The sequence below is a fragment of the Serratia sp. BNK-12 genome (assembly GCF_047456085.1).
GTDB classification, from domain to species: domain Bacteria; phylum Pseudomonadota; class Gammaproteobacteria; order Enterobacterales; family Enterobacteriaceae; genus Serratia; species Serratia liquefaciens.
In genome coordinates this window covers 4,628,210-4,642,655 of sequence record NZ_CP179896.1, presented here as the reverse complement: position 1 = coordinate 4,642,655, position 14,446 = coordinate 4,628,210, and the positions used below count along the sequence as shown (strand labels likewise).

Sequence of the window (14,446 nt, the reverse complement as noted above, 5' to 3'; positions counted from 1 at the left end):
TCGTCAATGTCCCCCCATTACCCCAAATCCCCCCCATTACTGGCAATCACCTGCTTGTACCACCAGAAGGATTTCTTGCGCGTGCGGGCGAGGGTACCGTTGCCGTTGTCGTCGCGGTCGACGTAAACCAGGCCGTAGCGTTTGCTCATTTCTCCGGTCGATGCCGCCACCAGATCAATGCAGCCCCAGGTGGTGTAGCCCATCACCGGCACGCCGTCGGCGATGGCGTCGGCCATGGCGCGGATGTGTTCCCGCAGGTAGCTGATGCGGTAATCGTCGGCTATCTCGCCGTCAGCGTTGAACTCGTCATGCGCGCCCAGGCCGTTTTCCACCAGGAACAGCGGCTTTTGGTAGCGGTCGTACATCATGTTCATGGTGATGCGCAAACCCAACGGGTCGATGCCCCAGCCCCAGTCGCTGCGCGGGATATGCGGGTTGGTCAGGGATTTCACCACGTTGGCGGCGCTGCTGTTGTTGTCGTTCATATCGGCAGACGCGCAGCGCGAGGCGTAATAGCTGAAGGAGACAAAATCGACGGTGTTCTTCAGGATCTCGGCGTCGCCTTCCTCCATTACGATGCTTACGCCTTTCTCACGGAACACCCGGGCAGAGTAAGAAGGGTAGGAGCCGCGGGCCTGCACGTCGATAAAGAACAGGTTCTCGCGGTCTTTCTCCAGCGCGGCCCACACGTCTTCCGGCTTGCTGGACCAGGGGTAGAAATTGCCGCCGGCCAGCATGCAGCCCACCTGGTTGGCGGGGTTCACCTCGTGGGCGATGCGGGTTGCCAGCGCACTGGCCACCAGTTCGTGGTGTACGGCCTGGTATTTTACCTGCTCGGGGTTCTCGCCCGTCTCAAACACTAATCCTGCGCCGGAGAACGGGCTGTGCAGCACAATGTTGATTTCGTTGAAGGTGAGCCAATACTTCACCAGCCCGTCGAAGGCTTCAAAGCAGGTGCGGGCATAGCGGGTGAAAAACTCCACCATTTTGCGGCTGCGCCAGGAGCCGTATTCGGTCACCAGGTGCATCGGCACGTCGAAATGGCACAGCGTCACCAGCGGTTCGATGCCGTATTTGCGGCACTCTTCGAACAGGCTGCGGTAGAAGGCGATGCCTTCCGGGTTGGGCGTCAGCTCGTCGCCGTTCGGGTAAATCCGGCTCCAGGCGATGGAGGTGCGGAACACGCTAAAGCCCATCTCCGCCATCAGCGCGATGTCATCGCGGTAGCGGTGGTAAAAATCAATCGCGTCGTGGCTGGGGTAAAACTCGTCTTCGCGCAGGGTAAAGCGCTTCTCCAGGCCAAGCTTTACCGGCATGCGGTTGGGGCCATGCGGGATCATGTCAACCGTGGTCAGCCCTTTGCCACCCTCGCGATAGCCCCCTTCCGACTGGTTGGCGGCCAAGGCGCCGCCCCATAAAAACCCTTGCGGGAAAGTTGAATCAGACATGCAATCCTCAATTACCCGTCATACTTGAAGTTGCATCTGTGTTGGCTGCGTTTCAAGACCCATCCGTGGGTCTTGCCCCTTCGGGGCCGCTGCAAGCAGCGTTCAAATCTGTTCCTGACAGATTTGTCGCACACCCCAGTCACTTAGCTGACTAAGCTCCTGGGGATGTACGGCCTTGCCGCCGTGATGCAACACCAATTATGTAGGGTAAAAAATAGTGTTTTAATGGATAGCGTTAGCGGTATTGGCCGCAGGCGCGGTTGTCGTTGGGGCCTCTTCGCTTTCCGGAATGTCTTCAAAGCCCAACAGCAGCGTGAGCACGAAAGACAACACCACGGAAAGCACCATCACGCCGCCGACCCAGACAATGCTCATCGGGTTCGACGGGTCAAAGAACTGCACGCTGGTGAACAGGCCGGGCGAAGCCATCGAATGGCTGGCTAATCCGCCAATGCCGGCGACGGCGCCGCAGATAAAGCCGCTGATCAGGCTGGCGATTAATGGGCGTTTGAGCCGCACCGCCACGCCGTACAGCGCCGGTTCGGAAATGCCCGCCACAATGGCGGAAGCGGCGGCGGCCAAGGCGGTCTGGCGCAGCTCGCGGTTCTTGGTTTTGAATGCCACCGCCAGCGAAGAGCCGCCGAGCGACAGGTTGGCGCCAATCTCCGAAGGCATCACCATGCCCTCTTTGCCGGTTTCGGCGATGGTCTGAATGATGGTCGGGGTGAAGACGCGGTGCATGCCGGTCATCACCAGCAGCGGCCAGATCGCCCCCATAATGGCGACGGAAAGCCAGCCCAAATAGCCATGCACGGTGTACACCAGCGCCGAGATACCGCTGCCGAGCCAGATGCCCAGCGGGCCGATCAACACAATGGCGATCGGCGCGGCGATCAGCACAATCAGCATCGGCTTAAGGAAGTTCTTGGTCACCGCCGGGGTGATGCGATCGACCCATCGTTCGATATACGACAGGATCCAGGTCATCACCAGCGCCGGGATCACCGTGTAGGTGTATTTCACCGCCGTCACCGGAATGTAGGCGAACTCCACCGCCTGGCCCTGCGCCGCCTTGGCCATTAAGTCGATAAAATTAGGGTGCAACAGCACACCGGCAATGGCGATCGCCAGCGACATGTTGGTTTTGAATTTAAGGGCGGCCGACGCGGCGACCATCACCGGCAGGAAGAAGAACGCGCCGTCGCCAATCACGTTGAGGATGATCAGCGTCGACGAGCCTTTGTCGAACAGGCCAGCCATATCCAGCATCATCGCCAGCAGCTTCACCATCGAACCGCCGATAATGGCCGGGATCAGCGGCGACATGGTGCCGACCAGCGCATCGAGAATGCCGGCGCCAATGCCTTTCAGGGTGATTTTGCGCTTTGCCGGTGCGGCCGCGGGGGCGTTACCCGGCATGCCGAGCGCCAGCACCGCCTGATAGGCTTTCGACACTTCGTTGCCGATGATCACCTGGCACTGCTCGCCGCTGTGCACCACGCCCATCACGCCGCTAATCGCTTTGAGTCTTGGCGTGTCGATCAGCGCCTTGTCTTTCACCACGAATCGCAGGCGGGTCATGCAGTGCGTAACGGCTTCGACGTTCGCGCGGCCGCCCAACGCATCCACGATGGCGTGCGAGATCTCTGTGTAGTTCTTCGGCATGGAATATCGTCTCTAAGATATGAATTCGGATTGCCCAAAGGCTCACTTTTACTGCCTGGGCGATCCGCCGTTCCATCTTAATGAAACGCCCACAAGAAACCGGTTTCACAAAATCATGATGATCTGTTTTAACTCTGGCAAGAATTATGATTTTTTGGTTTTTAATTTCGTGAAGCCAGTCACTTTAAGGCTGGGGAGGGCGGCAACGGCAGGCGCGAAAACATTCCAAAGGCGGGGCGTCTTGGGTAGACTGCGCGGAACCCTGGATTTTGACGGCGCAGAGATGGCAACAATACTTGAGGTGGCAAAAAGGGCCGGCGTTTCGAAAGCGACGGTGTCCCGCGTGTTATCCGGCAGCGGCTATGTGGGCCCGGAGAAGCGCGAACGGGTAGAGAAAGCCATCGCCGAGACCGGCTATCGGCCCAATCTGCTGGCGCGCAACCTCGCCACCAAAACCACTCAGACCATCGGGCTGGTGGTCACCAACACGCTGTACAGCGGCAACTATTTCAGCGAGCTGATGTTCCAGTCGGCGCGCATCATGGAAGAGCACGGCCGCCAACTGATCCTGGCGGACGGCAAGCACACCGCCGAAGAAGAAAAGGCCGCCATTCAATTCCTGTTGGACCTGCGCTGCGACGGCGTGATCATCTACCCACGCTTTCTGTCGATTGCGGAAATGGACGAGATCATTTCCCAGCACAAACAGCCGATCCTGGTGATCAACCGTCGGTTAAGGCTGAACGACAGCTACTGCATCTTCAGCGATCAGCACGCCACCAGCGCGGCGGCGGTGGGGCACCTGATCGAACAGGGGCACCGCGATATCGCTTTCATCACCGGTTCGCTGGATTCGCCCACCGGGCTGGAGCGGCTTTCCGGCTATAAAGCCGCGTTGGCGGAGCAGGGTATTGCCGTCAATAGCGCCCTGATTGTCGAGGGGAAGTGGAATGCGCAAAGCGGCATGGCGGCGGTCGATACGCTGGTGGCCAGCGGCAGCGCTTTCAGCGCCATTGTCGCCAGCAACGACGAGATGGCTATCGGCGCTATCAAGCGGTTGACGGAGCGCCAAATTCCGGTGCCGTCCGCCGTTTCGGTGATTGGTTTTGATGACATCCCGCTGGCACCTTATACCATCCCTTCGCTCTCCAGTATGAAAATGCCGGTGACCGACATGATCAAGGAAACCATCAATCGGCTGGTGTCGATGCTGGACGGCGGCGAGCTGAGCAAGCGCCCCACCTTCCCGGCCAGCCTGATCCTGCGCGATTCGGTAGCGGCGGGGCCTTATTTGTCGGCAGAGAAGGCGGACCGTTAACGGCGGATCAGCATATAGGCGCGCGGCGAGCTGCCGGTCATATTTTTAAAGAAGGTTGAGAAGGCGCTGTCGCTGGAGAATTCGAGCTTACCGGCGATATCTGACAGGCCGTATCCCTCCGCCAGCAGCTCGATGGCTTTGATCAAACGCCATTGCTGGCGCCACTGCTGGTAGCTCAATCCGGTCTCCTTGCGAAAGATGCGGCTGATGGTTTTCTCCGAAGCGCCACTGTAGCGCGCCAGCTCATTGAGCGGTGGCACTTCCTCCATGCCGGCCAATTGCCGTAAGCGGCGGTCCTTGGGCAGCGGCAATAAGGTCGGTTCGCGCTGCGCATGCCGTATTTCGTCCAGGCATACGGCAAGAATATTGGCGCTGGGGCCGCTTTCCCACTGGGTAGCAAAGTCGGCGATGGCGATCCGCTCCAGCACTTCCCGCAGCAAAGAAGAGGCCGACAGCACTTCCAGATGGGGCGAAAGGCCAGGGTAGCGCTGGTTGTCGAGATAAACCGAGCGATAGCCCGCCACGCCGGTAACCTGAACGCGGTGCACCACCTTGGGAGGGATCCAGGCAATGCGTGCCGGCGGCAGGAGGCAAATGCTTTCATTGAGCGTGATGCGCATACAGCCCCGCTGGCTGAACAGCAACTGCCCCATGTGGTGCCAGTGCGGCCCGGAATCATGCTGCGCCAGCTCGGCCGCAATGCCTAACACGCTATTGTTGATAGCATCGGGATCAAATTCGTCCTGTGCGCTGAGCCATGCCATAAATGTGTCCGATTTTATAAGTTTTTTGTCTTTTATATTGTAATGGTCAGGGTGGGGAAGGTGCTACTTTGTGGCCTACTTTCTTTTTGGAGACGGGATGTACCATGCAACGCAGACTGACCCTTACCCTGGCGACACTGATGATGATGTTTCCCCAGATTGTGGAAACGATCTATAGCCCGGCGCTCACGCATATTGCCGACGGTTTTCACGTCAGCGCGCAGGCCGCGGCGCAAACCCTGTCCTGTTACTTTTTCGCTTTTGCATTCGGGGTCGTCGTTTGGGGCCGTTTGTGTGACGTGATCGGCCGGCGCCCCACCATTTTGGCCGGTCTGGCGCTGTATCTGCTGGCGTCGATCATCGCCATCTTCAGCACTGGCTTTACCTTGTTGTTGGCGGCAAGGGTGTTGGCGGCGTTTGGCGCGGCGGTGGGCTCCGTAGGCACTCAGACCGCCATTCGCGACCGGTTCGACGGCTATGAGCTGGCGCGCGTGTTTTCCGTGATGGGGATTGCAATGGCGGTCAGCCCCGCGGTGGGGGTGCTGAGCGGCGCCCTGTTGACCCATTACTGGGGTTATCAGGGGGTGTTCGCCGGGCTGGCGGCGTTGGCCGCCTTGCTGCTGGCCTATGCCGCATGGCAGTTGCCGGAAACGCGCCCGGCGCAGGTGGTGAAAAGTTCTTTCTTCGGTACGTTAGGCCGCATGGCGAAAGACGGCGATATCTGGCGCAGCGCATGGCTGGTGGCCCTGTTCAACGTCTGTATGTTCAGCTATTACCAACTGGCGCCGTTTCGGTTTGAAGCGCTGGGCATTCCGCCGCAGTGGTTTGGCTATACCGGGTTGGTGCTGGCCGCCGGCGTTGGGATCGGCGCGGCAATCAACAAGTTTCTCATCGCCAAACAGTGGCTGTTTACACCGCTGCTGATGCTGGCCTGCGTATTGGCGCTGATCGGCGGCGGCCTGGTGTTCCTGTTGGAAGATAAGCTGTGGTTCGTGCTGCCGATGATGCTGGTGGTGATGGCGTACGGCATCGCGATCCCCAATATTCTGGCGCGGGCACTGCGGAATTATAAGGATTGCATGGGGACAGCGGGCGCAATTCTTGGCCTGATGTATTACCTGATGCTGGCGGCGGGGCTGGTGCTAGCCGGGATGGCGCAGCGGCCGGGCATCGTGCTGATGGCGAGCAGCGCCTGCGCGCTGCTGCTGGCGTGGACCGTCGTGCGCGGCGAACGCACCGTCGCATTGGGTAAACGCAACAGCGAGCAGGCGTAACCCTCAGCGGGGAGTTGGCGGGGCACTCAGCGGGCCCGCCAGCAAGGTATGAAGCGCCTCTATCACCGCATTGCGCTGTTCGTTCAAAAAGAGGTGCCTGCCGGGGAAGCGTCGTTCATGCACTTCGCCCCCGGCCAGCAACCGCCAATCCGCCAGATCCTGCCTGTCGACCCAAAGATCGTCCTCGCCATAAAAAACCGCCAGCGGGATCGGCAAATGTGTTTCCCGTGGGAAAATAAGCTGGCTGGCAAGCAGGAGATCGGCGCGGATCAGCGGCAAATAGGCGTCAAGCAGGTCGGCGTTTTCATCGGTGATTGCAGCCGTTTGCCCGGACTCGTGAAGTGTTTCAATCAGCGCGCTGCGCGTCAGGCGCAGCAAATGACCGTGCTTTGCCGCGTAGGGTGTGGAGCAGGCGGACACGATCAACCCTATGGGCGGCAGCCTGGCTGAGAGTGCGGTTGCCAGGGCCAACCGGCCGCCAAGGCTGTGTCCGAAAAAGACGCAGGGTTTGTCCTGCAGGGGGGCCAACGCCTGCTGCAGTTCGGCCACCAGCCCGCGGTGCTGGCACGCCGGCGCTTCGTCCGCCCGGTCTTCACGCCCGGGATATTGCATGGCGAACAGCTCGATGTCCGAGCGCAGCAGGCTGCTCCAGGCGCGGAAGGTGCCGGCGCTGCCACCGGCATGAGGAAAGCAAATCAGTCGCAATTTGCCCTGGCGTGTGGGGGTCAGCGCTTTCAGGCATCGCTCGGCTCCCCGGAAGGGTATGTTGTGCATGGCAGGTTAATCGCCGTTCAGGATGAAGGGGAAGGGGATCGCGCGATCCCCGGATTTTCGGCTAAGGCGATCAGTTGATCGCCTCCCACAGTTCGTCAAAGATCGGCGTAAACAGCGTGGATTTCAGGTAGTCGGAACCGGCGGACCCGCCGGTGCCTTTACGTTGGCCAATGGTTCTTTCCACCAGCTTGACGTGCCGATAGCGCCATTCCTGCAGCAGTGAGTCCAGATCCAGCAGCTGATTCAGCAACAGCGACTCGCTGGAAGCTTCCTCCAGCACGGTTTTTATGATGGCCTTGAAGGACTCGGCCTGCTGTCCCTGGCGATCGTTGAGCAGCAGCAGGTGGCGCTGAACCGCTTGCCAGAGCGAGATTGGGCGAATGATCGCGCCAAGCATTTTCTGAATGGCCGGATCTTCACCGTACTGCTGCAACTTTTTACCGTTCGCTTTACCCAACAGCGCCTCAATGCCCGCAAATTGGTAGGACTGAAATCCGCTGGCGGAGCCGAGGTAACCGCGAAATTTTTGGAACTCATGGAATTTCAGCGTGAAAATCACCTCAATCTGGTTCACCACGGTTTTCGTGATGGCGTTGATGCGGATCAGCCCATTGTTTGCGGCGGCTATGTCGCCGTTTTCTATCAGATCGATAAGGCAGTGGAGCTCATCGATCAGCTGTTTGAACCACAGTTCATACGTCTGATGCGTAATGATGAAGAGGTTCTCGTTGCGGTGTTCGCTCGGCGGCGAGGCCGGTTGCTGCAAAGCGAGTAGCTGATTTAACTGCAAATAACTTGAGTAATTCATGCTGCGTCATTCCCTTGGGAGAACGGAAACAAAATTGGTTTGCTGGGGAGGGCGTCGCCCGAACAATCCGGCAAATGCAATGACAGGAAATAGCTACCGGCCGGGGTTGCCGGCGAAACCTGCGCCATTTCCGTTACGGAGCAGCGCAATCTTGCGCACGCCTCCGCCGTTGGCAGGCCCATTCCCCAAAAGCAGCGGTGGTTGTCCATCCTGCCGTCATCGTGCAATCGGTCAATCGAAGGCACATCAACCAACAGGTGATGTACGCCAAGCTCGACGATGCGCGCCATCGCCTGGTGGCTGAAATAAGGCGGTATTTCATCCGCCAGCCGCCAGCTCGGCGCTTTGGCGGCGATCACCAACGCCTGAAGATAATGCGGCGCCACCTGCGACAGGGCATCGTCGATCGCCGCGCGGGTAATGACCAGGTCCGTTCCCCGGGCGCTCGCATTATAAGTTTCCGACATCTCGCCGGCCCTTTGCAGCGGTACCCGAATCAGCGTGGCGGCAATGAATGGCTCGAAAACCAACTCTGCCACGTTATGTTCGCCAGGCATGATGTGCCCGGCGCACTCCGTGTGGGTGCCGTGACAATGCGGCACCAAAGAGATGCGGGAGGCATTGCATGCCCCCCCATGCTCTACGCTGGCCAGCGAATCGCCGTAGCGCAGGGGCGCTGCGCTCGCCGGTGCCACGCCGTAGATATTGGTTGGGTTGTCGCCGAATTTCAGCATGGCGGACAGTGGGATCCGCTCATGGTGATGCACTCGGTGGCGCCGGCCGCGGTAGGTCACCTCAATGCACTCCATCCGCTTCCTCCCTGGTTTTGGTGAGCGCCAGCGCGGTCAACTCGCGAATTTGGCTGTGCAGGATGAATTCGCGAATAGTGAGGGAAATGTGCATCGTCTGGCGAATGGCGTGCAATAGCCGTGGGATCTGCAGCGAGTTGCCGCCCAGGCTGAAAAAACTGTCCGTCACGCTGATGTGTTCCTGCATCAACACGGCTTGCCAGATTTCCTGCATGGCGTGTTCCGCGTCGCTGGCCGGCGGCACGTAATCCGTTTCGGAGGCCGAGTAGGTTATCGTCGGGGCAGGTAGCCTGCGAACGTCGATCTTGTTGTTATTGGTCAGCGGGAAAGCGGACAGCACCATAAAGCTGGAGGGGATCATGATGTTGGGCAGCCTGCTTTTCAACGCCGCGCGCACGGATTTCTCGTTTAACTCCGCGCCGGGCTCCATTTGCAGATAACTGACGATCCTGGCGTTATTCCCTTCTCCGACGATCAGGCTCAAGGCATGCGCGATGCTATCCATGGCGGATAAATTGAGGTCGATCTCGCTGAGCTCAATGCGATGGCCGCGAATTTTTACCTGGTGATCGTTACGGCCCAGATATTCCAATTGCCCACGGCTGTTGAAGCGTGCGATGTCGCCGGTTTTATACAGGTAATGGACGGTACCAAGGACCTGGCGTTTGGCGAACGCCTGGGCGCTCAGCGCACCGTTGTTCCAGTAGCCCGGAGATACGCCAGCACCGCCCAGGCAAAGCTCGCCGAAAGCGCCGCTGGGCACCAGGCCGCCGGTCGAGTCCATAATGAAAGCCTCGGTCATGTTTATCGGCGTGCCGATGCAGGTGCTGTCGCCCTCAAAGGTCAGATCGGCGCAGGTTGACCAGATAGTGGTTTCCGTCGGCCCATAGACCTGCAGCACCTGAGTGGCGATGCGCCGCAGTTGTGAAAGCAGTGCGACGGGCATTTTCTCGCCGCCGCACAGCACCGTCAGCGGTCGGCTGCCCGCCGCCGGTAAATGACTGACGATGGTGCCCCAGACGGTAGGGGTGGCCTGAATGACGCTGGGTTGCTGCTGCTCGATAAAATGATAAAGCCTGACGGGATCCATGGCGGTTTCCCGCGGGCACAGCACGACATGAGCACCCGAGGCCAGAGAGCAAAACAGCTCCAGACCGAAAATATCGAAACTGATGCTCGTCAGGCTCAACATCTTGTCAGCAGGCCCCAGGGCCAGCCGGTCGGCAAAGTCATTGGTGAAATTGTTCAGATTGCTGTGGCTAATCATCACGCCTTTCGGGTTGCCGGTAGAACCGGAGGTGTAGATGATGTAAGCCAGCGGATCCTTTTCTCCGTTCGAACGCGTTTGCTCAACGGCGGGGCGGGCAGACAGTATTGACTCGAAAGTCACGTGCGGGCAATCCGCCGGCACTGCGGCGTTTGCTTCGTCGGTGACCAGGATTTTCGTGCGCGCATCGTCAATCATGTACCGCACGCGATCCGCCGGGTAATGGACATCAATGGGAATATAGTATTTGCCGGCCTTGAGCGCGCCGAGGATCAGCGCCGCCACCCTGCAGCTCTTTTCCATCATGATGCCGACAGAAAACGCGTTGCTGTCCAGCGCGCTCAGGTAATGGGCGACATGCTCAGAGAGGCGCCACAGTTGCTCGTAGCTGTAACTCTCTTTTTCGCAACTCACCGCCAGCGAATCCGGCTGCCTGCGTGCCAGGTCATGAATTTGCTCGATCAGCGTCCCACGCGCGCTCTGCGTCGTATTGCTTGCGAGCTGTAAAAGTCGGGTTTGCTCTGCCTCGCTGAGTGGGTTGATAGCGGCAAGCGCCATCGAGGGGGATTGCGTCAGCAACTGATGCAGCACCTGTTCATAATTGTTCAGCATCATCTGCAATCTGGCGGCGTGGAACAATTCGCTGGCGTAATCAAGCTCAATGCTGATGCCGTCTGCGGCCAGGCTGAAGTTCCAGGTCATGTCGAACATCGAGAAACCCGAAGACACCGGCAATTTTTGCAATGAGCAGTCATGGAGGCCGGCCTGACACACGTCCCCGGCGTTTTGCAGAATAGCCATGATTTGGAACAGCGGGTTTTTGTTCGATACGCGCTCATAATCAAGCTGGTGGAGAATGCGGTCGAAGGACAGCTGTTGGTGCCGATAGGCGCCCGTACAGGTTTCCGTCATTTTACCGATCAGGGTTGCCAGGGTGTCACTCGCGCTCAGTACCGTGCGCAGCGGTACGGTATTGACGTGGAATCCGCTCACCTGCTCGAGGTAAAGGTTGTCGCGCGCGGCGATGGCGCTGCCAATGACAATATCGTCTTGGTTGGCGTATTTACTCAGCAGATAGGTCAGCGCTGCGGTAAGCACAACGAAGGGAGTCGCGCCCAATACCCTGGCGCGCTGTTCCAGCAGCCCCGCGATGGCGGGATCCAACCGGCGGCATATGCGTTCGCCGGCATGCGTCGGTGCCAGGGGGCGAGGCATGTCCAGGGGGAAATCCAACTCTCTGCACGTGTGCAGTTTTTGCTGCCAGTAGGCGATATCGCTCTCGAGGTGGGGTTCCCCGGCATCATTGACGATATCAATTGTTTGAACCTCTGGCGCTGGCAGTGCGTAGGGGCCTCCGCCGCACAGATGATTGTATTGCCGCCAAAGATCGTTGAGGATGAGGTCCTCACTCCAGGCATCGGTCAGAATGTTGTGTTTCACCCACACTAACACATGGTGCTGGTCATGGTACTGCACCAAACGCAGGGTGACCGGCGGGCGGTGGGTGATATCGAAGGGGACGGCGCAAAGCTGTTTCACCCTGTCTTCCAGAGGCGGATGCTGCCCGGTAAGGGTATGCCCGGCAAGGTTAATGGGAATATGCGGCAGGGCATGCTGATAGGCGATGCCCTGAGCCTCGCCAAATTGAGTACGCAGGCTTTCATGTTTTTCATAAATGAAATTGATGGCCTGCTCGAACAGCGAAAGATTTAGCGGCCCGCGGATCTCCACCGCAATGGGCAGGTTATAACTGCAATCATCAGGATTCAGCGCGCTCAGGTACCACAGTAAATTTTGCTGGGGGCTGAGCGCCGCCCGGCGTTGCTCGCCGATGGGAACGGCTCTGTCTGCGGAAACCGCCTTATTCTCAATATATTCCGCCAGCTTGCGTATCGTATTGTTTTGGAAAAGGTCGGCGATATTCAGACGACAGCACAAATCCCGGGCGACCAGCGAAACGATTTTACTCATGGTAAGTGAGTGTGCACCCAGGCAGATAAAGTCTTGCGTGACGTCGGCGCGGGTACAACCGATGGCCTCGGTCACGATGCGCTCCAGGATCACTTCAGTTTCGGTTTCCGGCAGCGCCATATCGCCGTCATTGTCTTCTATAACCCAGTTTTCCAACCGTTGGCGCGCCACTTTGCCATTGGTGGTCAACGGCAATGCAGGCAAGAAAACGAAAGCGGTCGGAATGGCGGCGGCATGCAGCAAAGGGGCCAGCGAATGCCGCAAGCCATCGGCGGTCAACGCCGGCGACGACGCTTGCACAAACGCCACCAGCGCTTTGCCGGCGGCCTGCGGTTTGGCTACCACGCACACGCTTTCTACCTGCGGATGGGTGCGAATGGCCGTTTCCACTTCGCCAATTTCGATGCGTACGCCGCGGATCTTGACCTGATGGTCTTTGCGGCCAATAAAAATAATATTGCCCTGTTTATCCCATTTGGCGATATCGCCCGTTTTGTAAATGCGTTCTTTACCCTGACTGCCGGGTAGGGCGAACGTGATGAATTTTTCGCCGGTCAATTCGGGCTGATTCAAATAACCGCGGGCAAGGCCGTGGCCGGCGATGCACAATTCACCCTCGAAGCCGAGGGGCTGCAGATTATTGTGCGCATCCAGGATATGGCAGCGGTAATTCTTCAGCGGTTTGCCAATGCAGTTCCAGGCCACGCCGGGCTGGTATTCGCACAAAGAAGTGGCGATGGTGGCCTCTGTCGGGCCATAGCCGTTGCACAGACGAGTTTGCTCCGCCCACCAGGCCACCACATCCGCCGGCGGTGCATCGCCCATCACAATCATCGATTTTAATCCGCGCCAGGCTTCACGCGGCAGCAACTCAAGGATGGCCGGGGTAATGGTGATATGGTTCACCTCGTGCAGCGCGAGGTAACGGAATAAGGCATCGGTTTCGGTATGCAATGCCGCAGGGGCGAGGTAGAGCGTTGATCCGCTGATCAAGGCGCCATAAACATCCCAGCCAAAAGCGTCAAAACCCAGAGAGGCAATCGACAGGACTTTACTGCCGGTTTCCAACCGCATGAAGTCGCGATGGTTTTGCGCGACATTGGCAAGCCCCTCACGAGTGATCATGACGCCTTTGGCTTTGCCGGTGGTGCCCGAGGTGTAACAGAGGTAAGCCAGGCCATCAGACAGCCGGGGAAGATGTGACGCCGGCAGGGTCATTGCCTGGTAATTAATGGTTGCCGGATCAATGCACGGCGCATTCCCCGCCTGCAGAAGGGTATCGGCCAGGATCAGCGTGGGCCGCACATCATCAAGGATATTCTGATTGCGGGTTGCCGGGGCCTGCGGGTCGAGCAGAACATAGGTCTTATTACTTTTCAGGATGCCCAGCATCACGATTGGCAGCAGGGCGGATTTCTGCATGGATACGGCGATAATGTCGTGGCCGTCTACGTCGCCGCGGTGTTCGAGCAGCCAGCAAGCCATTCTGTCAGAAGCGTCATCGAGCTCAGCATAGCTGTATTCTCTGTCGTCGGCATGCAAGGCGATAAGCGCCGAATTTGCCGCCGCCGTACGGCGAAACAGGGTGACAATATCTTGGGAAAGCAGGGTCGCGTCCGCGGTATCATTGAAGGACGCCAACTGGCGTATTTCATCAGGCGAAATGACCAGCGGCGCGGTAGCGGGATCGTCCTCAGAGGTGAGCAGCGCGTCCAGATAGTCGGTGAAGCGTTGGAAACGGGCATCGTCCCCGGTGACCGTGACCCACACGCCATCACCGGCGGGGGTCAGGGAGATCATCGCATGGGTTTGCGCGTATCGGTTTTGTTTGAGAATGCCGGTTTCATTGAAGAAGAAATGCCGCAGGTTTTGATTCTCCGGCGTGACCTGATCTTCGGCAAGGGTATGGAAGTCAGCTTCTTTTCGCCAGGTGACGAAACAGAGATCGGTCGCGCAACGCCCCTGGGTCTGGTCACCCAGCCGCTGTAAAAGCGTGACGATCAAAGCGCGCAGGCGTTCTGGCGAAGCGGAATAACATTTCTGGCCGATGCGAGGAGGCAAGCTGATATTGTCAGGCGGTATGCCGCGTGACAGAGAGACCACTATGTCGCAGATTAAGTCTTTCAGCTGCGCTGCGTTATTTCTTTGGCTATGCCGGGCATCGGGTATCAGGCTGCCGCACAGGTAGCCGATTTTTTCTTTTTGAATAAAATACAGGGATAAGTATTCTTGTTTTTGTAAACTATCAATATCGGTGATTATTTCTTTATTGGACGATATCACCAGAACGTTTTCAGATAATTTCTGCAGTCGTTGTAATTCCTCCTGATGATTGTTTGTCGTTATTA

9 protein-coding genes are annotated in these 14,446 nt (G+C 58.3%); 2 read left to right on the top strand and 7 right to left on the bottom strand.

Translation table 11 applies throughout. From position 1 onward, the window contains the following. Positions 1–17 precede the first annotated feature (17 nt). Both ACMGG1_RS21655 and ascF read right to left on the bottom strand, forming a co-directional pair. Complete coding sequence (locus ACMGG1_RS21655) at positions 18–1,448, bottom strand: 6-phospho-beta-glucosidase (RefSeq protein ID WP_414161011.1); 1,431 nt, start codon at positions 1,446–1,448, stop codon at positions 18–20. 222 nt (positions 1,449–1,670) lie between these two features. After that, entirely contained in the window at positions 1,671–3,113 is a 1,443-nt protein-coding gene (gene ascF / locus ACMGG1_RS21650) for a PTS cellobiose/arbutin/salicin transporter subunit IIBC (protein ID WP_414161010.1), read from the bottom strand. Between the two features lie 283 nt (positions 3,114–3,396). Between ascF and ACMGG1_RS21645 the strand changes: the two genes are divergently transcribed. Beyond that, positions 3,397–4,431, top strand: coding sequence for a LacI family DNA-binding transcriptional regulator (locus tag ACMGG1_RS21645; RefSeq protein WP_122080574.1), 1,035 nt, complete (start codon positions 3,397–3,399; stop codon positions 4,429–4,431). Here ACMGG1_RS21645 and ACMGG1_RS21640 read toward each other — a convergent pair. Continuing rightward, positions 4,428–5,195 carry an AraC family transcriptional regulator gene (locus tag ACMGG1_RS21640; RefSeq protein ID WP_128865527.1) on the bottom strand — a complete coding sequence of 256 codons (768 nt, stop codon included), beginning with the start codon at positions 5,193–5,195 and terminating at the stop codon, positions 4,428–4,430. The two genes, ACMGG1_RS21645 and ACMGG1_RS21640, sit on opposite strands and share 4 nt — an antisense overlap. 104 nt (positions 5,196–5,299) lie before the next feature. On the opposite strand from ACMGG1_RS21640, the gene ACMGG1_RS21635 reads away from it, so the two are divergent. Further along, positions 5,300–6,469, top strand: coding sequence for an MFS transporter (locus tag ACMGG1_RS21635; protein ID WP_130016126.1), 1,170 nt, complete (start codon positions 5,300–5,302; stop codon positions 6,467–6,469). A 3-nt stretch (positions 6,470–6,472) separates the two neighbouring features. On the opposite strand, the gene ACMGG1_RS21630 is transcribed toward ACMGG1_RS21635, so the two are convergent. The 4 genes from ACMGG1_RS21630 to ACMGG1_RS21615 form a co-directional block, all read right to left on the bottom strand. After that, positions 6,473–7,243: a thioesterase II family protein gene (locus ACMGG1_RS21630; RefSeq protein ID WP_128865529.1), complete on the bottom strand. Its 771-nt coding sequence runs from the start codon at positions 7,241–7,243 to the stop codon at positions 6,473–6,475. Between the two features lie 70 nt (positions 7,244–7,313). Further along, positions 7,314–8,051, bottom strand: a complete 738-nt coding sequence (locus tag ACMGG1_RS21625) for a tryptophan 2,3-dioxygenase family protein (RefSeq protein WP_122076910.1) — start codon at positions 8,049–8,051, stop codon at positions 7,314–7,316. After that, a complete protein-coding gene (locus ACMGG1_RS21620; protein WP_122076912.1) occupies positions 8,048–8,860 on the bottom strand; it encodes a cyclase family protein in 813 nt (270 codons plus the stop codon). The genes ACMGG1_RS21625 and ACMGG1_RS21620 overlap by 4 nt, the downstream gene beginning before the upstream one ends. Next, entirely contained in the window at positions 8,847–14,381 is a 5,535-nt protein-coding gene (locus ACMGG1_RS21615) for an amino acid adenylation domain-containing protein (RefSeq protein ID WP_414161009.1), read from the bottom strand. The genes ACMGG1_RS21620 and ACMGG1_RS21615 overlap by 14 nt, the downstream gene beginning before the upstream one ends. Between the last annotated feature and the right edge of the window lie 65 nt (positions 14,382–14,446).

Bases quoted from the DNA above. Each gene is read 5' to 3' on its own strand.
- ACMGG1_RS21655 (WP_414161011.1), bottom strand. From the start codon at position 1,448: ATGTCTGATTCAACTTTCCCGCAAGGGTTTTTATGGGGCGGCGCCTTG.
- ascF (WP_414161010.1), bottom strand. From the start codon at position 3,113: ATGCCGAAGAACTACACAGAGATCTCGCACGCCATCGTGGATGCGTTG.
- ACMGG1_RS21645 (WP_122080574.1), top strand. From the start codon at position 3,397: ATGGCAACAATACTTGAGGTGGCAAAAAGGGCCGGCGTTTCGAAAGCG.
- ACMGG1_RS21640 (WP_128865527.1), bottom strand. From the start codon at position 5,195: ATGGCATGGCTCAGCGCACAGGACGAATTTGATCCCGATGCTATCAAC.
- ACMGG1_RS21635 (WP_130016126.1), top strand. From the start codon at position 5,300: ATGCAACGCAGACTGACCCTTACCCTGGCGACACTGATGATGATGTTT.
- ACMGG1_RS21630 (WP_128865529.1), bottom strand. From the start codon at position 7,243: ATGCACAACATACCCTTCCGGGGAGCCGAGCGATGCCTGAAAGCGCTG.
- ACMGG1_RS21625 (WP_122076910.1), bottom strand. From the start codon at position 8,051: ATGAATTACTCAAGTTATTTGCAGTTAAATCAGCTACTCGCTTTGCAG.
- ACMGG1_RS21620 (WP_122076912.1), bottom strand. From the start codon at position 8,860: ATGGAGTGCATTGAGGTGACCTACCGCGGCCGGCGCCACCGAGTGCAT.